19 protein-coding genes are annotated in these 17818 nt (G+C 54.6%); 13 read left to right on the forward strand and 6 right to left on the reverse strand.

Annotated features, from left to right (window positions below; translation table 11 throughout):
* The first annotated feature begins 3 nt into the window (after positions 1-3).
* The gene (locus tag ACO6VX_RS06945; RefSeq protein WP_236351819.1) at positions 4-1014 is read left to right on the forward strand and encodes a Ppx/GppA phosphatase family protein; all 1011 of its coding nucleotides are present in this window, start codon (positions 4-6) and stop codon (positions 1012-1014) included.
* Between the two features lie 20 nt (positions 1015-1034).
* Here the strand turns inward: ACO6VX_RS06945 and ACO6VX_RS06950 are convergent, their stop codons facing one another.
* Complete coding sequence (locus tag ACO6VX_RS06950) at positions 1035-1247, reverse strand: DUF2767 family protein (protein WP_010246232.1); 213 nt, start codon at positions 1245-1247, stop codon at positions 1035-1037.
* A 212-nt stretch (positions 1248-1459) separates the two neighbouring features.
* On the opposite strand from ACO6VX_RS06950, the gene ACO6VX_RS06955 reads away from it, so the two are divergent.
* From ACO6VX_RS06955 to ACO6VX_RS06970, 4 genes are all read left to right on the forward strand, one after another.
* The gene (locus ACO6VX_RS06955) at positions 1460-1708 is read left to right on the forward strand and encodes a DUF883 family protein (RefSeq protein WP_010246235.1); all 249 of its coding nucleotides are present in this window, start codon (positions 1460-1462) and stop codon (positions 1706-1708) included.
* 169 nt (positions 1709-1877) lie between these two features.
* On the forward strand, positions 1878-2048 hold the full coding sequence (locus tag ACO6VX_RS06960; protein WP_010246238.1) for a hypothetical protein: 171 nt from the start codon (positions 1878-1880) through the stop codon (positions 2046-2048).
* A 363-nt stretch (positions 2049-2411) separates the two neighbouring features.
* A complete protein-coding gene (locus tag ACO6VX_RS06965; RefSeq protein ID WP_010246242.1) occupies positions 2412-3473 on the forward strand; it encodes a glycosyltransferase family 9 protein in 1062 nt (353 codons plus the stop codon).
* Complete coding sequence (locus tag ACO6VX_RS06970) at positions 3473-3811, forward strand: DUF1493 family protein (RefSeq protein WP_061704069.1); 339 nt, start codon at positions 3473-3475, stop codon at positions 3809-3811. Before ACO6VX_RS06965 ends, ACO6VX_RS06970 begins: the two co-directional genes overlap by 1 nt.
* Here ACO6VX_RS06970 and ACO6VX_RS06975 read toward each other — a convergent pair.
* The 3 genes from ACO6VX_RS06975 to icd all read right to left on the reverse strand — a co-directional run bounded on the left by ACO6VX_RS06975 (position 3805) and on the right by icd (position 7417).
* Positions 3805-4812 (reverse strand): glycosyltransferase family 9 protein, encoded by a 1008-nt coding sequence (locus ACO6VX_RS06975; protein ID WP_124889860.1) that lies wholly within the window; start codon positions 4810-4812, stop codon positions 3805-3807. The genes ACO6VX_RS06970 and ACO6VX_RS06975 overlap by 7 nt on opposite strands.
* Before the next feature lie 633 nt (positions 4813-5445).
* Entirely contained in the window at positions 5446-5643 is a 198-nt protein-coding gene (locus tag ACO6VX_RS06980; RefSeq protein WP_236351820.1) for a hypothetical protein, read from the reverse strand.
* Between the two features lie 523 nt (positions 5644-6166).
* Entirely contained in the window at positions 6167-7417 is a 1251-nt protein-coding gene (gene icd, locus ACO6VX_RS06985) for an NADP-dependent isocitrate dehydrogenase (RefSeq protein ID WP_010246256.1), read from the reverse strand.
* Between the two features lie 104 nt (positions 7418-7521).
* On the opposite strand from icd, the gene rluE reads away from it, so the two are divergent.
* From rluE to ACO6VX_RS07025, 8 genes are all read left to right on the forward strand, one after another.
* The gene (gene rluE, locus ACO6VX_RS06990; RefSeq protein WP_029519000.1) at positions 7522-8184 is read left to right on the forward strand and encodes a 23S rRNA pseudouridine(2457) synthase RluE; all 663 of its coding nucleotides are present in this window, start codon (positions 7522-7524) and stop codon (positions 8182-8184) included.
* 44 nt (positions 8185-8228) lie between these two features.
* Positions 8229-8702, forward strand: a complete 474-nt coding sequence (locus ACO6VX_RS06995) for an NUDIX domain-containing protein (RefSeq protein WP_010246262.1) — start codon at positions 8229-8231, stop codon at positions 8700-8702.
* Between the two features lie 42 nt (positions 8703-8744).
* Entirely contained in the window at positions 8745-9857 is a 1113-nt protein-coding gene (mnmA, locus tag ACO6VX_RS07000; RefSeq protein WP_010669869.1) for a tRNA 2-thiouridine(34) synthase MnmA, read from the forward strand.
* 42 nt (positions 9858-9899) lie between these two features.
* Positions 9900-10541, forward strand: a complete 642-nt coding sequence (gene hflD / locus ACO6VX_RS07005) for a high frequency lysogenization protein HflD (RefSeq protein WP_010246266.1) — start codon at positions 9900-9902, stop codon at positions 10539-10541.
* Positions 10542-10585: 44 nt separating this feature from the next.
* Positions 10586-11956 (forward strand): adenylosuccinate lyase, encoded by a 1371-nt coding sequence (gene purB / locus ACO6VX_RS07010; RefSeq protein WP_010246268.1) that lies wholly within the window; start codon positions 10586-10588, stop codon positions 11954-11956.
* 104 nt (positions 11957-12060) lie between these two features.
* Positions 12061-12729, forward strand: a complete 669-nt coding sequence (gene phoP / locus ACO6VX_RS07015; RefSeq protein WP_010246270.1) for a two-component system response regulator PhoP — start codon at positions 12061-12063, stop codon at positions 12727-12729.
* A 2-nt stretch (positions 12730-12731) separates the two neighbouring features.
* On the forward strand, positions 12732-14192 hold the full coding sequence (gene phoQ / locus ACO6VX_RS07020) for a two-component system sensor histidine kinase PhoQ (protein ID WP_010246272.1): 1461 nt from the start codon (positions 12732-12734) through the stop codon (positions 14190-14192).
* Positions 14193-14249: 57 nt separating this feature from the next.
* A complete protein-coding gene (locus ACO6VX_RS07025; protein ID WP_010246274.1) occupies positions 14250-15374 on the forward strand; it encodes a cupin domain-containing protein in 1125 nt (374 codons plus the stop codon).
* Between the two features lie 66 nt (positions 15375-15440).
* Here ACO6VX_RS07025 and pepT read toward each other — a convergent pair whose 3' ends face one another.
* Both pepT and cobB read right to left on the reverse strand, forming a co-directional pair.
* Positions 15441-16670 carry a peptidase T gene (gene pepT, locus ACO6VX_RS07030; RefSeq protein WP_010246276.1) on the reverse strand — a complete coding sequence of 410 codons (1230 nt, stop codon included), beginning with the start codon at positions 16668-16670 and terminating at the stop codon, positions 15441-15443.
* Between the two features lie 236 nt (positions 16671-16906).
* Positions 16907-17740, reverse strand: coding sequence for a Sir2 family NAD+-dependent deacetylase (gene cobB / locus ACO6VX_RS07035; protein WP_010246278.1), 834 nt, complete (start codon positions 17738-17740; stop codon positions 16907-16909).
* Positions 17741-17818 lie beyond the last annotated feature (78 nt).

Consider the following 17818-nt stretch of genomic DNA (forward strand, 5'->3'; position numbering starts at 1 on the left):
GCTATGCGTTCTGCTGCGCTGTCTGCTGTCACGCTGTTCTGCTCACTGTTTTTTGCCGCTGCTGCCCAGGCCGATCGCTGCCAGCAAATTCGCGCCGGTCTGGATATCGGTTCCGGCACCACCAAAATTGCGGTAGCCCGTGTCAATGCCTGCCAGCTGCGCATCGAAAAGATGCTGTATCAGGATCAGCGCGCCGTGGCCTGGAACGAGGCCTTAGCGCATTCAACAGATAATCAGCTCAGCCCGGCGATGACTCATGAAGGTGCCGCCGCCCTGCAGCAGCTTTTAACGCAGGCACGGCGCTTTCATCCACAGCGGATCAGCGGCGTTGCCACTGCGGTGTTCCGCAACGCCAGCAACGGACAGGCGGTCATCGATCAGTTGCAGCGCCAGACCGGTGCGCAAATCAGCATCATCTCGCAGCAGCAGGAAGCGAAACTCGGTTTCCTCTCTGCTAAAGCCGCGCTTAACGATCCGGCGATCCGTGATGAGCAACTGCTGGTCTGGGATATTGGTGGGGGATCGATGCAGATGACTGCCTGGCGACAGCAGGCGGGTCAGCCGGTTGCGGATATCTATCAGGGCAAACTGGCCTCGGTGACGCTGAAAAACTTTATTCTGACGGTGCTGAAGAACAGCCCGGAGGCCAAATCCCCTAATCCGATTGGCTCCTGGCGGCAGTCGGTGCTGCGCTTTGTGCAATTTTATGCCGCTAATGAGGTCAGTCCGCAGATTAAACAGGATCTGGCGAGCCGTCGGGTCATTGGCATCGGCGGCGTCCATGGTTTTTCAATCCGCAATCAGTTACCGGGCAAACCCCATCGTTACAGCCTGACGACATTAAGTCAGCTGTCGCAGCAGCAGGTCTGGAAAGGCGACAGTGAACTCCCGGGCGACTACCGGGCCACTGATGTCAGCAATCTCTTACTGGTTGAAGGTTATATGCAGGCGCTGAAAATTAATGAGGTTACGATTGTTGAGGCCAGTCTGATTCAGGGCGTGCTGCTGCAGTAGCGCAGCGTTTCCGCACTATGCTAAACCTCAGGCTTAATCAGCCGGATAGCATGATCCAGCATCCGCTGCTCATCCCGTTCACTGTGGGCCCGCTGCTGACGTATACGTTTAAGCAGGTCGTAGATTTCGCCACGGCGGGTGTCATGGCCGCGCTCCGACAGCACAATGACCGCATCGCCAATGACCCGGCAGACTTCGTCATAGTCGTCATCATTCAGTGCATCACGTTTCATTGCTTATCCTCCGGCTGTAGCTTTGGCTATGGCTGTGGCAGCGCCTGAGTGCGCCTCTCTTTCCAAAGGCTAGACAGTAAATCCCTTACCCGCAAACGCAGCGCCATTAACAGCCAGAAATGATTTTTTAGCCCATTTTCCTCCGCTGGAGGAGCAGAATTCACTATCTTTGCTACGCTTTGAGGGTCTCACTCAAAACCAAGGAGCAATAAATGTCAGGAAAAATCGAAGATAAAGTAAAAGAAGCCGCTGGCGCAGTTCAGGAACAATGGGGTGCAGCAACTGGTTCATCTGAGCATCAGGCTAAAGGCGCAGCACGCCGTTACACCAACCAGGCAAGCTATGCTGCCCGCGATGCTGCTGACTGTATCAAGGATCAGGTTCAATCCAATCCTGTTGCAGGTCTGGCCGTTGCTGCAGGCGTTGGCGTATTTATCGGCTTCCTGCTGGGCCGCAAGTAATCGCGCTGAACGTCAACAGAACGGGAGCCACTGGCTTCCGTTTTTTTTTGCCTGGACTCTCTCCGCCGGCTGAGAAACATCTGAAAGATAAGCCTTTTCAGGCCAGAATGCGGTAAGTATCTATGCTTAGTCTGGTTTCGTCTCTTTCTGACAACATCAAGGTGACCTTATGAAAACAATTCCTGCCCTGCTGCTGGTTGCAGCGACCTTAACCTCTCTGGCGGGCTGCTCGCAGAAGAGCGACGCAATTAAAGATGATGGCCGCCCTCATGCACCAAGCGGTCAGTCGTCACCGGGCGGTACGCTGGGTTCAGGCCCGGTGGGTCAGCCACAGTCGTAATACCCTGCCCCGGCACACGTGCCGGGGTTTGTTTTATCGCATGTTTTTTAATAGATAGAAGTCATAGAATAATTCCGCTAATAATTAACCTGCTATTAGTTATGGCCGAAATCAGAGTATTTTCCATACTTTCCTTTTTATAAGAATCATCCCATCTCTTTTTAATAATCTCTTACTTCTTTTACACAATTCTGTATATATACCCAGAATAAACAACATTAAAATTGTGGAAACAATTTAAACGAAATTTCTACGGCAGCGAAAAAATAAACCTTAATAATGAACTTTAGTCGCAGAAATATTCTCTAATAACTCACAACACCTTTTGTTAAATATTATTGATACGTTTAAGAGAATTCAGACGTGAAGAAAAAAAAGATTTATCTGATAGACCGACTTTTAACGCTCTATTCTCGATTTTCCAGCAGAACAAAACCACAGGCCTTGCACGACCTGGCCCCACAAACAGTGGTGATTTACTCCACCACGGCACTGGGCGACTTTCTGATGAATACGCCGGCTATCTGGAGCCTGAAAAATCGCTTTCCCGCCAGCAAGTTTATTCTGGTTTCCAGCAAGAAAAATAAGGATCTCGTCAGCCGTTATAACTGGTTTGATAAGATCTATATCTGGGATAACAAACTGGCGAATTTCCTGCCGCTTTTTTTCAAACTGCGCCGTCAGAAACCTGACCTGTCAGTAATATTACACGCCCATTTCCCCTACGATATTATGAGCTCGGTACTGACCGGCAGTAAGGTGATTGTGCGCGATCATTACGGCCGAGAGTCGCCTCTGCTAAATAAATATCTCGATCACTATTCAGGCTATTTTGACGACCATACCATCAAGCGTAAGCTGAAACTGATTGAAGTCCTGGGCGCAGAGACAGAGCAAACCCGGATGCACCTTCCGGCACTGAACAACAGTCCGACTGCAAAGGCTGACCATCGCCGTATCGGTTTTCAGTTAGGGGCATCAAAAGATATTCGCCGCTGGCCGCTGGCCTCCTTCAGCCAGCTGGCGACAGCCTTGCTTGAACGCTGGCCTGACACGGAAATTATCGTTACCGGCACCGCCGCTGAGCAGCCTCTTGAGCAGGAATTTATTGAAAGTTTGCCCCTGCACTACCGTCAGCGTGTGACCCCGATGGCGGGTAAAACGAATCTCAGCGGCCTGATTAGCCTGATTCGCACGCTGGATGTGCTGGTTACCGGGGACACCGGTCCACTGCACATCGCCGTGGCCGCGCAAACGCCGACGGTCAGCCTGTTCTCGACCGCCAATCCGCGTTATACCGGTCCCTGCCAGGACAGCGATCGGCACATCATTATTCACCGCCCGGATAAAACCGCCTCACAGCATCCGATGGCAACGATCAAGGCCGATGAGGTCGGGCAGGCCGTGGCGAAACTGGTGGGGTAATGAACGACCTTTCTCAATCCATCATTGCGCTGATTGAGCACCACAATCAGCCAACCGCACTGGGCTGGTTCCGTAAAGTGGATCGGGCGGGATTTCATCTGCAGCAGTTACCGCTGAGTGAGGTGGATTTCGCCATTCTGATGAGTGATTTTTTTATCACTTTCGGCGTCTGTTCAGAACAGTATGATGACGCCCGCTATTTTCCGGAGCCGCGCCGACGGCGTTTTGCAGTGGCAAACTGGTTTACTGCGGGCACAGCACAGCCTTATCGTCCACTGACGGTCGCCATGCTGTATGAAGCGGCCAGACTGGGACGCTGGCCTGAAGAGGCTTACTGAGTAATGGTATGGGCGAACGCGTCATAGACCTCGCTGCTGCTCAGCGCATTGACCTCACGTGACGCCGGTTGCAGCACCTGATAGTTAACCTGCCACGGGTGCCAGCATGCCGGATCGCTGTCGCCAAACAGCGCGACGACCGGCAATCCCAGCGCCGCACCAATGTGCATTGCCCCGCCATCACTGCTCACCAGCCCCTGACACAACGACATTGCTGCAATTAACTGCGGCAGGCTGGTGGTTGCCACCGCCTTGATCGGCAGATGCGGGCAGAGCGCCATAATTTCACGCGCTTTTTCATCATCTCCCGGATGACGCGGATTATCACGGCTACCGGGTGACCAGAGCAGCATTATCTGGCAGGGATGACGCGCCGCGATTTTTTCAGCCAGCCCGGCAAACCGCGCGGCTTCCCACTGCTGGCTCGGCTTGCGGGCGCTGATTTGCAATGCATAGACCGGAACAGCGGGATCAATCGCACAGCTGTCACGCAGGCTGGCCGCGATTGCCGCATCCGGCAGCAGCGTCAGTTTGCCTGGCGCTGTGGCGCTGAGATTGAAAGGCCGCCCCAGGCTAAACAGGGTTTCGCTGATATGACACGGCGACTGGCTGGGTTGCGGCAGCAGATCGGTAATCAGCGGATGGGGATGGCCCAGGGCGATCACTCTGGCAGGACGCACTGTTTTAACCCACTTCAGGCCATGCTGATCCCAGCGGCTTTTTGCCAGAATCACCACATCGTAACGCTGTTTTTTCAGGGTCAGCATCAGCTTCAGTCGCTGTAAGAGACAGGCCAGTCGTCCCTGCCCTGCCTCACGGTGATGCAGTTTAGTGTAATAGAAGAGCTGCCGGATATCGGGATTATGCTGCAACACTGGCGCAGCGTAATTGTTAGTCAGCACGTCGACCTGATGCTGCCCCGACTGCGCCAGCGCACTGATCAGCGGCGTGGTCAGTAAGGTGTCGCCAATATTATCCCGACAAATAATTAAAAACCGCATGTCTGACATCCTCTGCGCAAAGGCTACGCCGTTCTGGCTGAATAAAAGTAAGACTCGCCCGGTTAACGTTCTGAAAACGGTAACGTAACGGTATAGTCAGCAAATTAGTCAGCGCAGTGTCAGATTGGTTCCATAGTTGCGATATTGTTAAAATATGAGGCCAGCACGACAGGCCAGAGACAGGCCTGAATTATTAACCGGATTATTATTTTTACGGCGTCGGCCATGCCGGGCCAGCGTATAGGAAGGAAAAGGCCGCCCATGGCGTAATACTGGTCAGTTAAGATTAGATTTGTAAAGGCTGTCACGGTCAAACGTGCCAGCTTTTTTCCGGGCGAGCGAGCCGCAGTGCGGGCCAGCGCAGGCCGGGGTCGCTCAGGGGCAGGCAATCCGCAGCGCTGAACAGAATGAGTCTGCCAGGAGAGCCCGCAGGACGCGGGCGAAAGGCGGGGCGGCACAGGATGTGCCATCCCCGGCGGTCCGTCAGGCAGGCGAATGAAGTGAAGGAACCGCGCAGTGGCGCGAGGACCTCCAGCCCCTGAGCGGCACCAGACTGCGTTATCACCTGTCGCTTAACTGACTGGCATTACGCCCATGGCGGCCTGAGGTCTCTGGCTTGATGACCGGGATCGGTCAGTCGCCGCGGGTTGTCAGCAGGCTGATAGCCAGCTTCATCACGGGTTCCGGGTTGATTCCGGTAAACATTTGATGAATTTTTTCAGAAATGGCTTCACCAGTCACCGGCTTATTTTCAGCCACGATTTCCATCACCGCCTGTCCAAATAGCAGGCGACATGCCGCAATGGCATCACTTACCGCTTCATCATCCATAATGCTCTCCCTCTGTATCGGCAGAAGCGTACACGTCTGCGGCAACCGGATCATGCGTAACTCTATTTTTTTGTGGTACAGGTTACAAAAATGGATCAGCTGTAAGGAGCAAATAACGTGGCCCGACACATTTAATGCCGGGCGCTTAACTGGTACTGAAAGAGATTAACAGAGGGTCGTTTAACAAATCAGGCGTGACAGGGTGGATGACAGATATGCGTTCACTCACTCTTTTACCGTGGCATCAGACAATTCAATTTGCAGAGAGAGTAAAATGCCAGTCAGCGGGAAATGATTTAGCAGCACTCTCACGGAGTAAATGTCTTAAACAGCACGGTGCGAAAGCAATAAGCGCTTAGATGAGTAATCGCTATAACGATGATCGCGGCAAAGCCTGGATTGTGGTTGCTGCGTGAAGGTGATTTTATAAACCGTTTTGGGGAGATTTTGAGGAAAGAAAGCGGGAAGTAAAAAGCCAACACGATTTTTACATTCGTGTTGGCTGTATGTTACGTAATGCGGATTACATATTTTCGATGATCGCGTCACCAAACTCTGAACATTTCAGCAGTTTAGCGCCATCCATCAGGCGTTCGAAATCGTAAGTCACGGTCTTGTTAGCGATAGCGCCTTCAACACCTTTAACAATCAGGTCAGCCGCTTCGAACCACTCCATGTGACGCAGCATCATTTCTGCGGACAGAATAATTGAACCTGGGTTCACTTTATCCTGACCTGCATACTTAGGTGCTGTACCGTGGGTCGCTTCGAACAGCGCACACTCGTCACCGATGTTGGCGCCTGGTGCGATACCAATACCGCCAACCTGCGCTGCCAGAGCGTCAGAGATGTAGTCACCGTTCAGGTTCATACAGGCGATAACGTCATACTCAGCCGGACGCAGCAGGATCTGTTGCAGGAACGCATCAGCAATCACATCTTTAACGATGATCTCTTTGCCGGTGTTCGGGTTTTTGAATTTCATCCACGGGCCGCCGTCGATCAGTTCGCCGCCGAACTCTTCTTTCACTAACTGGTATCCCCAGTCTTTGAAAGAGCCTTCGGTGAACTTCATGATGTTGCCTTTGTGGACCAGGGTCAGTGAATCACGATCGTTAGTGATGGTGTATTCCACTGCCGCGCGCACCAGACGTTTGGTGCCCGCTTCTGAACACGGCTTAACGCCGATACCGCACTGCTCAGGGAAGCGAATTTTCTTCACGCCCATCTCTTCGCGCAGGAACTTGATCACTTTGTCCGCTTCGGCAGAGCCCGCTTTCCACTCGATACCGGCATAGATATCTTCGGAGTTTTCACGGAAGATCACCATGTCGGTCTCTTCAGGACGTTTAACCGGGCTTGGCGTGCCTTTGTAGTAACGTACCGGACGCAGGCAGACGTAGAGGTCAAGCTCCTGACGCAGGGCCACGTTCAGTGAACGAATACCGCCGCCGACCGGGGTGGTCAGTGGGCCTTTAATGGCCACGCGATATTCTTTAATTAAGTCGAGAGTTTCCTGTGGCAGCCAGACATCCTGGCCGTAGAGTTCAACTGACTTCTCACCGGTGTAAATCTCCATCCAGGAGATCTTACGCTCGCCGTTGTAGGCTTTCTTCACCGCCGCATCGACGACTTTCAGCATGACCGGGGAAACATCAACACCGATACCGTCACCCTCAATGTAAGGAATGACCGGATTGTTTGGCACTGTGAGCTTGCCCTGATTCAGGGTGATTTTCTGACCTTCCGCCGGAACAACTACTTTGCTTTCCATTAACCTCTCCTGGGCGTTTGTTAATGATTTGTAAGATGCGCGTCAATACTACTTGAATATTTCCGCCACGCCAATCACCGCAATTTCACGTTATAATGCGCCGAATGTTTCTGACTGCAAAGCCCATGCGAAAAACTTCTCAACGAATTCACCAGGATAAACGATTCAGCCGCCCGATGCGTGATGCGCGGCGTTCCCCTGCCCGCCCTGCGGCTCCGCGCCGCGTGATTCTGTTTAACAAACCGTTCGACGTGTTACCGCAGTTCACCGATGAAGCGGGCCGCCGAACACTGAAGGATTTTGTCAGCGTCGCAGAGGTTTATGCCGCAGGTCGCCTCGATCGCGACAGCGAAGGATTGATGGTGCTGACCAACGACGGCGCGCTGCAGGCTGCGCTGACTCAGCCCGGCAAACGCACAGGTAAGATCTATTATGTGCAGGTGGAAGGCGAGCCACAGGAGACGGATCTGCAGCCTTTACGGGATGGGGTTAATCTGAAAGATGGGTTGACGCTGCCCGCGGGCGTAGAAAAAGTGGCTGAGCCTGAGTGGCTCTGGCCACGTCAGCCACCTATACGCGAACGTAAAAACATCCCGACGCAGTGGCTGAAAATCACGCTGTATGAAGGCCGTAATCGTCAGGTTCGCCGGATGACCGCCCACATTGGCTTTCCCACATTGCGATTGATCCGGTACGCGATGGGGAGTTATTCGCTCGACGATCTGGCTCCGGGCGCGTGGCGTGAACTCAGCGAAAGTGCTCTCTGAAAACCGGTTTTTTATAACCTCAGGTTAACAATTGCGGAGAAGTGATGTTTAAACCTCATGTTACTGTCGCCTGTCTGGTTCAGGCAGAAGGTGAATTACTGGTAGTGGAAGAGACGATTAACGGTCGCCCCACCTGGAACCAGCCCGCCGGACATCTTGAAGCGGATGAAACTCTGCTGGAAGCCGCAGAGCGCGAACTCTATGAAGAGACCGGCATCGCCACGCCGATGCACTATTTCATCGCGATAAACCAGTGGATCGCACCCGACAGTACGCCTTTTGTGCGTTTTCTGTTTGGCGTGGATCTGGCGGAAAAAGCGCCAACCCAGCCGCAGGACAGCGACATCGATTGCTGCTGGTGGTTGCCGCCAGCGCAGATTCTCACTGCCTCTAACCTGCGTTCGCCGCTGGTCGCGGAAAGCGTACGCCTGTGGCAACAGGGCACGCGCTACCCGCTACATCTGGTCAGCCCGTTCCGGTGGCCGTTTCACGAGGGTGCGCGCCTGCCTTCTGCATGATAGAATGCGCCGCCTGTTTTTTTATCGTAATGCGAGCGTGTCATGTCTGACAACAGCCAGAAAAAAGTGATCGTCGGTATGTCCGGCGGCGTCGATTCTTCCGTTTCCGCCTGGTTACTGCAACAGCAGGGTTACCAGGTTGAAGGCCTGTTCATGAAGAACTGGGAGGAGGACGATGGCGAGGAGTATTGTACCGCCGCGGACGATCTGGCGGATGCGCAAGCGGTGTGCGACAAGCTGGGTATGAAGCTGCACAAAGTTAACTTTGCCGCTGAATACTGGGATAACGTCTTTGAGCATTTCCTCGAAGAGTACAAAGCAGGCCGCACGCCCAACCCCGATATCCTCTGCAACAAAGAGATCAAATTCAAAGCGTTCCTGGAGTTCGCGGCTGAGGATCTCGGCGCAGATTTTATCGCCACCGGTCACTACGTGCGTCGTCAGGACGTGGCTGGCCAGAGCCAGCTGCTACGCGGTCTGGATGGCAACAAAGATCAGAGCTACTTCCTCTATACCCTGAGCCACCAGCAGATCGCCCAAAGTCTGTTCCCGGTTGGCGAGCTGGAAAAACCGGAAGTGCGCCGCATTGCCGAACAGCTCGACCTTATCACCGCGAAGAAGAAAGACTCGACCGGCATCTGCTTTATCGGTGAGCGCAAATTCCGCGACTTCCTGGCGCGCTATCTCCCGGCTCAGCCTGGCGAAATAGAAACCACCGAAGGCCAGATCGTCGGTGAACATCAGGGGCTGATGTACCATACTCTGGGACAGCGTAAAGGCCTGGGTATTGGCGGCCTGAAAGAGAGCAAAGATGATCCCTGGTATGTGGTCGACAAAGATGTGGCGCGTAACCGCCTGATTGTCGCCCAGGGCGGCGATCATCCGCGTCTGATGTCCGTCGGCCTGATTGCGCAGCAGCTGCACTGGGTTGATCGCCAGCCGATTACTGCCCCGCTTCGCTGCACCGTGAAAACCCGCTATCGTCAGACCGATATTCCCTGTGAGATTATCCCACACGGCGACGATCGGATTGAGGTGCGTTTCGACGAGCCGGTTGCAGCGGTGACGCCGGGTCAGTCTGCGGTGTTTTACCTTGGTGAGGTCTGCCTCGGTGGCGGTATTATCGAACAGCGTCTGCCGTTAGTGGCGGAGTAAGCGGGCTCATCCCGCATTGATGACGCGTAAACAGGAGTAACCGTGGCGAAAAATTATCAGGAAATTACGCTGGCGCTGGCGGGCATCTGTCAGTCGGCCCATCTGGTGCAGCAGCTGGCTCAGCAGGGTCACTGCCAGCCGGAGGCGCTGACCGTGTCGCTGCGCAGCGTACTGGACCTCAATCCTGGCTCAACGCTGGCGGTGTTTGGCAACAATGAAGCCAACCTGCGCCTCGGACTTGAAACGCTGATGGCGGTGCTGAACAGCAGCAGTCGTCAGGGTGCAGGTGCAGAGCTGACGCGTTACACCCTGAGCATGATGGTGCTGGAGCGCAAGCTCAGCGCCAGTAAAACGGCCATGGCGACGCTGGCCCAGCGCATCACTCAGCTGGATCGCCAGCTGGCGCATTATGAACTGGAATCAGACACCATTCTCAGCGCGATGGCTGCCATCTATGTGGATGTGATCAGCCCGCTTGGCCCGCGTATTCAGGTCACCGGTTCGCCTGCGGTACTGCAGAATACGCAGGTACAGAGTAAAGTGCGCGCCACCCTGTTAGCCGGTATCCGTGCTGCCGTATTGTGGCAGCAGGTCGGTGGTGGCCGACTGCAACTGATGTTCTCGCGTCAGCGTTTGCTGCGTGAAGCGAAAACCCTCTTATCCCGGCTGCCACTGACTTACTAAGTCGGTGCGGCAAAACACTGCTAAATGATTCAGGAGTTGCACTGATGGAATTATCCTCTCTGACCGCCGTCTCACCTGTCGATGGTCGTTACGGCGATAAAGTCAGCCCGCTGCGTGCGATTTTCAGCGAATTCGGTTTGCTGAAATTCCGCGTTGAGGTTGAAGTTCGCTGGTTACAAAAACTGGCCGCGACCGCAGAGATCAAGGAAGTTCCTGCATTTGATGCCGACGCAAACGCTTTCCTTGATGCGATTGTCGCTGGTTTTTCCGAAGAAGATGCCGCGCGCATCAAAACCATTGAGCGCACCACCAACCACGACGTCAAAGCGGTTGAGTATTTCCTGAAAGAGAAAGTTGCCGACGTCCCTGCCCTGCATGCTGTTTCTGAATTTATCCACTTCGCCTGTACTTCTGAAGATATCAACAACCTGTCGCACGCCCTGATGCTGGAAACAGCCCGTCGTGACGTGATCCTGCCTTACTGGCAGCAGCTGATTACCGCTGTGAAGGATCTTGCCAGCGAATATCGTGACATTCCGCTGCTCTCCCGCACCCACGGCCAGCCGGCTACACCGTCGACGATGGGTAAAGAGATGGCGAACGTCGCTTACCGTCTGGAGCGTCAGTTACGTCAGCTGAAACAGATTGAGGTGCTGGGCAAAATCAACGGCGCTGTAGGGAATTACAACGCCCACATTGCCGCCTATCCCGAAGTGGACTGGCATGCGCTGAGCGAGAACTTCGTCACCTCGCTGGGGATCACCTGGAACCCTTACACCACCCAGATTGAGCCGCACGACTATATTGCCGAAATGTTCGACTGCATCGCCCGCTTTAACACCATCCTGATCGATTTCGATCGCGATATCTGGGGTTATGTGGCGCTGAACCATTTCAAACAGAAGACCATTGCGGGCGAGATTGGCTCGTCGACCATGCCGCACAAAGTGAACCCAATTGACTTCGAAAACTCCGAAGGCAATCTGGGCCTGGCGAACGCGGTAATGCAGCATCTGGCCAGCAAACTGCCGGTCTCACGCTGGCAGCGCGATCTGACCGACTCCACCGTGCTGCGTAACCTCGGTGTGGGCGTCGGTTATGCGCTGATCGCCTATCAGGCGACGCTGAAAGGCATCTCGAAACTGGAAGTGAACCGCGATCGTCTGCTGGATGAACTGGATCACAACTGGGAAGTGCTGGCAGAACCGATCCAGACGGTAATGCGCCGTTACGGCATTGAGAAGCCTTATGAAAAGCTGAAGGAGCTGACGCGCGGTAAACGCGTCGATGCCGCCGGCATGCAGGCCTTTATCGACAGCCTGGCGCTGCCGGAAGAGGAAAAAGTCCGTCTGAAGCAGATGACGCCTGCAAACTATATTGGTCGCGCTATCCAGATGGTTGACGATCTGAAATAATGCCCGCCGCAGACCGGCCCAGTCCGGTCTGCGTTAACATCTTGTTTAATACATTTCGCGTATACTTTCTGCAGGTTGACTCAAACAGAGTGTAAGGAATTTCTATGCGTGTTCTGGTTGTTGAAGACAATGCCCTGCTGCGCCATCATCTCGCCGTCCAGTTACGTGACATGGGCCATCAGGTCGATGCCGCCGAAGACGCCAAAGAAGCTGACTATTTTCTTCGGGAACATCTGCCCGATATCGCGCTGGTGGATCTCGGCCTGCCGGATGAAGATGGTATGTCTCTGATTCGCCGCTGGCGCAGCGATGCTGTGCGCCAGCCGATTCTGGTGCTGACCGCCCGTGAAGGCTGGCAGGCCAAAGTTGAGGCGCTGGAAGCCGGCGCGGATGACTACGTCACCAAACCGTTTCACATTGAAGAAGTCGCGGCACGCCTGCAGGCGCTGATGCGTCGTAACAGCGGACATGCCTCGCAAATCATCGATATGGCCCCGTTTCAGGTTGATCTCTCCCGCCGTGAACTGACGGTCAATGAACAGCCGGTGAAGCTCACGGCCTTTGAGTACACCATTGTCGAAACGCTGATCCGTAACGCGGGCAAAGTGGTGAGCAAAGACTCGCTGATGCTGCAGCTCTATCCTGACGCTGAACTGCGTGAAAGCCACACCATCGACGTTCTTATGGGCCGTCTGCGCAAAAAAATTCTGGCGTTGCATCCTACTGACGTGATCGCCACCGTGCGTGGCCAGGGCTACCGCTTTGATCTCTGACCATGTCCTGGTTTAATCGTTATCGCCCTATTTCGCTGCGCGCCCGCTTTCTGCTGGCCTCCGCAGCGATCGTCCTCTTCCTCTCACTCTCCTACGGCATGGTGGCGGTGATTGGCTATGTGGTCAGTTTCGATAAAAACACCTATCGCGTAATGCGCGGCGAGAGCAACCTGTTCTTTACGCTGGCGCAATGGCATGACAACAAACTCACCATCGCCCAGCCGGAACGGATGACGCTCAACTTCCCGACGCTGGTGTTTATTTACGATGAGCACGGCAAACTGTTGTGGCAACAACGCGACGTGCCAGAGATCCGCAAGAAGATCCGCCGTGAATGGCTGCTGAAGCCTGACTTCTACGAGATTGATACCAGTAACCGTACCAGCATGGTGGCAATGGGCAATAACCTGAATGCTCAACAACGACTCAACGACTGGGACAATGACAGCAACGATACCTTTACCCACTCGGTCGCCGTTAACCGTTACGATGCCACCACGAATCTGCCCGCACTCACCATTGTGGTGGTCGACTCTATCCCGCAGGAGTTGCAGCATTCTGATGTGGTCTGGTCGTGGTTCAGCTATGTGCTGGCAGCCAACCTGATACTGATCATTCCGTTGCTGTGGCTGGCGGCGCACTGGAGTCTGCGGCCGATTGGCGCGCTGACACAGCAGGTGCGCGAACTGGAGACCAGTCAGCGCGAAAATCTGGCGGATAATCCGCCGCAGGAACTGCGCAGTCTGGTGCGTAACCTCAATCTGTTGCTGACCAATGAGCGACAACGCTATACCCGCTATCGCACCACGCTTTCAGACCTGACCCACAGTCTGAAAACGCCGCTGGCCGTGTTGCAGAGCACCCTGCGCTCGCTGCGCAACGGCAAGGAACTGACGGTGGAACAGGCTGAGCCGGTGATGCTGGAGCAGATTAGTCGAATCTCGCAGCAGGTCGGTTATTATCTGCATCGCGCCAGTATGCAGGCCGATCACAATCCGCTGCAGCGCGATCTGCATTCCGTTTCCGGTCTGCTCGACAAGCTCTGCTCAGCCCTGAATAAAGTCTATCAGCGTAAAGGCGTGGCGATTTCGCTGGATATCTCACCGGAGCTGACCTTTGTTGGCGACCAGAATGACTTTATGGAAGTACTGGGCAACGTGCTCGATAACGCCTGCAAGTACTGCCTGGAATTTATCGAAATCAGTGCTTTTCAGAGCGAAAATGCACTCCATCTCTATATTGACGATGATGGTCCGGGCATTCCCGAGAGTAAGCGCGATTTAGTGTTTGTCCGGGGTCAGCGCGCCGATACCCTGCGTCCCGGTCAGGGACTGGGTCTGGCGGTGGTGCGCGATATTCTTGAGCAATATGAGGGCAACGTCATCGCCTCCGGTAGCGCACTCGGCGGAACACGCATGGAAGTGGTCTTTCAGCGCCAGGAAGTCGAACATCGCCGCGAGTAGAAAACCCTCAGGGCTGTTATACTTGCTGGCATTTACAGCCCTAAGCGGAACCCTTTTATGGACTATCAGCTCGATATTAACTGGCCCGATTTTATTCAGCGTTACTGGCAGAAACGCCCGGTAGTGCTGAAGCGTGGTTTTAAAAACTTTGTCGATCCTCTTTCACCGGATGAACTGGCCGGTCTGGCGATGGAAAACGAGGTGGATAGCCGCCTGGTCAGCCATCAGGATGGCAAATGGCAGGTCAGCCACGGCCCGTTCGAGAGCTATGATCATCTGGGTGAAAACAACTGGTCGCTGCTGGTACAGGCGGTCAATCACTGGCATGAAGCCTCTGCCGCACTGATGCGCCCTTTCCGTTTCCTGCCTGACTGGCGTGTTGATGACCTGATGGTGTCGTTTGCCGTGCCTGGCGGCGGCGTCGGTCCCCATTTTGATCAGTATGATGTCTTTATTATTCAGGGTGCTGGTCGCCGTCGCTGGCGCGTCGGTGAAAAGGTGCCGCTGAAGCAGCACTGTCCGCATCCGGATCTGCTGCAGGTTGAGCCATTCGACGCCATCATCGATGAAGAGATGGAGCCGGGTGATATTCTCTATATTCCGCCGGGGTTCCCGCATGAAGGCTACTCGCTGGAAAACGCCCTGAACTACTCCGTGGGTTTCCGTGCCCCCAGCGGACGCGAGTTAATCAGCGGCTTTGCGGATTACGCGCTGGCTAATGAGCTGGGCAGCCTGCGCTTCAGCGATCCGGATGTGCCTGCACGTGATTGCCCGTCGCAGATTCTGCCGCAGGAGATTGAAGGCGTACGTCAGTTGATGCTGGATGTGGTCAATCAGCCGGAGCAGTTCGCTCAGTGGTTTGGCGAATTCATTTCCCAGTCACGTCACGAACTCGATGTCGCGCCACCGGAACCGCCTTACCAGCCTGATGAAATTTATGATGCGCTGCAACAGGGCGATACCCTGAGCCGGTTAGGTGGCCTGCGTGTTCTGACGATTGGTGATGCGGTCTATGTCAACGGTGAGCGGGTTGAGTGTTCACATCCCGATGTGATGGCGGTCCTGGCGCGCCACTATCGCATCACACTGGACGATCTGGGCGATGCGCTGGATGACCCGTCGGTACTGGCGCAGATCGCTGATCTGGTCAATGCCGGTTACTGGTACTTCGGCGACGAATAATCTGAGCTGATACTGAATCAGGCTCTCTTGCCGCCGTGGCAGAGAGCCTTTTTTGTGTCTGCGGGTTTAATTCTTCTTCTGCGCCGCCAGCTCTGACAGCCGCACAATCACTTCCACCGATTTCGCCATGATATTCAGCGAAGCAAACTCATGCTTGCCGTGATAGTTATAGCCACCGGTAAAGATGTTCGGGCAAGGCAGCCCTTTCCACGACAGCGCCGATCCATCCGTACCGCCGCGAATCGGTTTCACTACCGGCTCAATGCCGCAGTCACGCATCGCCTGTAAAGCCAGTTCGATGATGTGCGGGAACGGCTCAACCTTTTCACGCATGTTGCGATAGCTGTTGGTGATCTCGACGGTGACCGAACAGTCCGGGTGCAGGGTTTTGTTGATCTCTGCGGCAATCTGCAGCAGCGTCTGTTTACGCTGTTCAAAACTCTCCGTTTCGAAGTCACGAATGATATAGAGCATCTCGGCGTGTTCAACGCTGCCTTTGATCTGATGCAGATGATAGAAGCCCTGATAGCCGTCAGTATATTGCGGTTTTTCGCTGGCCGGGACCGCGGCATGAAACTGGTTTGCCAGATCCAGCGCATTGACCATCACCCCTTTGGCGGAGCCAGGGTGCACGTTATTACCGACGATTTTGACGGTGGCCGAAGCAGCGTTGAAGTTCTCATATTCGAACTCCCCTAAATCACTGCCATCAATGGTGTAGGCCCAGTCAGCGGCAAAGCCTTCCACATCAAAGTGAGAAGTGCCGCGACCAATCTCTTCATCGGGCGTAAAGGCAACGCGGATCGCACCGTGCGGCGTATCGCTCGCAGCCAGTTGCGCCATCGCCGTCATAATCTCGGCGATACCTGCTTTATCATCCGCGCCCAGCAGGGTTTTGCCATCGGTGGTAATCAGCGTATGCCCAATCAGCTTGTGCAGCACCGGGAACATCACCGGCGAGAGAATTTCGTTGCCGTTACCCAGCGCAATGTCTCCGCCGCGATAATTTTCAATGATCTGCGGATTAACATGTTTCGCCGTAAAGTCTGGCGAGGTATCCATGTGAGAGATGAAACCGATGACTGGCGTCGGCCAGTCAACATTGGCAGGCAGTGTGCCCATGACGCAACAGTGATCGCTTAAGGAGACATCGACAAAACCCAGTGCCAGCAACTCCTCCTGCAGCTGACGCGCCAGCGTCCACTGCCCTTCACTGCTGGGCACCTGGCGCGCCTGCGGCTTAGCCTGTGTCTCAACGGCCACATAACTTAAAAAGCGCTCAAGTAACTGTTCCATATCCCATCCTTTAAAAGTGCCATCCGGTATTATTAACAGACCAGCCGGTTACAACGTTGCGTAAAATCATTCGCAGACAGGTTAGCGCTGTCGATAACCTTTGGGAAAGCAATAAGCCCGAAAAAAACGGCTGATTACGAGATTGTTGCGGCAAACCTCGCAATGTTGATAAACACCGGGCGGCTGAAATCAGTATGACGGGCAAGAAACGGCGAGGCGGCCATAGCCGCCCCTGCTTACTTATAAAGCGCGCGCAGCAGCTTATGCACAAACTCCGGCACCACTTCGCTCGCCAGGCCGTAATGCCGCTCGGCAAATTCGTTGCCCACCTGGCTTGGCTCCAGGTTCAGCTCAACAGTATGCGCGCCCTGCAGTTTGGCTTCATGGACAAAACCCGCGGCCGGATAGACATGGCCTGAGGTGCCGATAGCGATAAAGTAATCGGCCTGTTCCAGCGCCTGATAAATCTGCTCCATGCCCAGCGGCATCTCACCAAACCACACTACGTGTGGCCGCAGCGCCGAAGGGAACTGACAGCAGGTGCAGCGATCGTCCGGCGTGATATCACCGGTCCACTCAATGACCTGACCGCTGGTGACACAGCGCACTTTTAGCAGTTCACCGTGCATATGCAGCACCCGGCTGTTTCCGGCACGTTCATGCAGATTGTCGATGTTTTGCGTGACCAGCAAAAAGTTATCGCCTAATACCTGTTCCAGCTCCGCCAGCGCCAGATGGGCCGCGTTAGGCTGAATCTCTGCCTCCTGCAATTGCTGGCGGCGCGCATTGTAGAAGCGCTGCACCAGTGCAGGATCGCGCTGAAATCCTTCGGGCGTCGCAACATCTTCTACGTGGTGCTCTTCCCACAGGCCGTCAGCGGCTCGGAAGGTCCGGATGCCGGACTCCGCTGAGATGCCTGCGCCGGTCAGCACGACAACATGTGGCTGAGGATGGGCGGCCAGTTCGGCCTGACGATCGCGCTCAAATATGCGCTGGCGAAAGCGCTGATGCACTTTTCTCCGGGTTTTCTTCAGGCGGGCAAGTCGTATGCGGCGACGTGGTGTACGCATAAAATCTCCTGGCGTAGCAGCTGCGGCGAGCCGCTCTAAACAGATTCCGGGTTAACATCACCCGATAGTAACGGTTGC

Source organism: Pantoea sp. BJFS-204 (genome assembly GCF_049310725.1).
Taxonomy (GTDB): domain Bacteria; phylum Pseudomonadota; class Gammaproteobacteria; order Enterobacterales; family Enterobacteriaceae; genus Pantoea; species Pantoea agglomerans.

Bases quoted from the DNA above. Each gene is read 5' to 3' on its own strand.
- ACO6VX_RS06945 (WP_236351819.1), top strand. From the start codon at position 4: ATGCGTTCTGCTGCGCTGTCTGCTGTCACGCTGTTCTGCTCACTGTTT.
- ACO6VX_RS06950 (WP_010246232.1), bottom strand. From the start codon at position 1,247: ATGAAACGTGATGCACTGAATGATGACGACTATGACGAAGTCTGCCGG.
- ACO6VX_RS06955 (WP_010246235.1), top strand. From the start codon at position 1,460: ATGTCAGGAAAAATCGAAGATAAAGTAAAAGAAGCCGCTGGCGCAGTT.
- ACO6VX_RS06960 (WP_010246238.1), top strand. From the start codon at position 1,878: ATGAAAACAATTCCTGCCCTGCTGCTGGTTGCAGCGACCTTAACCTCT.
- ACO6VX_RS06970 (WP_061704069.1), top strand. From the start codon at position 3,473: ATGAACGACCTTTCTCAATCCATCATTGCGCTGATTGAGCACCACAAT.
- ACO6VX_RS06975 (WP_124889860.1), bottom strand. From the start codon at position 4,812: ATGCGGTTTTTAATTATTTGTCGGGATAATATTGGCGACACCTTACTG.
- ACO6VX_RS06980 (WP_236351820.1), bottom strand. From the start codon at position 5,643: ATGGATGATGAAGCGGTAAGTGATGCCATTGCGGCATGTCGCCTGCTA.
- icd (WP_010246256.1), bottom strand. From the start codon at position 7,417: ATGGAAAGCAAAGTAGTTGTTCCGGCGGAAGGTCAGAAAATCACCCTG.
- rluE (WP_029519000.1), top strand. From the start codon at position 7,522: ATGTTTCTGACTGCAAAGCCCATGCGAAAAACTTCTCAACGAATTCAC.
- ACO6VX_RS06995 (WP_010246262.1), top strand. From the start codon at position 8,229: ATGTTTAAACCTCATGTTACTGTCGCCTGTCTGGTTCAGGCAGAAGGT.
- mnmA (WP_010669869.1), top strand. From the start codon at position 8,745: ATGTCTGACAACAGCCAGAAAAAAGTGATCGTCGGTATGTCCGGCGGC.
- purB (WP_010246268.1), top strand. From the start codon at position 10,586: ATGGAATTATCCTCTCTGACCGCCGTCTCACCTGTCGATGGTCGTTAC.
- phoP (WP_010246270.1), top strand. From the start codon at position 12,061: ATGCGTGTTCTGGTTGTTGAAGACAATGCCCTGCTGCGCCATCATCTC.
- phoQ (WP_010246272.1), top strand. From the start codon at position 12,732: ATGTCCTGGTTTAATCGTTATCGCCCTATTTCGCTGCGCGCCCGCTTT.
- ACO6VX_RS07025 (WP_010246274.1), top strand. From the start codon at position 14,250: ATGGACTATCAGCTCGATATTAACTGGCCCGATTTTATTCAGCGTTAC.
- pepT (WP_010246276.1), bottom strand. From the start codon at position 16,670: ATGGAACAGTTACTTGAGCGCTTTTTAAGTTATGTGGCCGTTGAGACA.
- cobB (WP_010246278.1), bottom strand. From the start codon at position 17,740: ATGCGTACACCACGTCGCCGCATACGACTTGCCCGCCTGAAGAAAACC.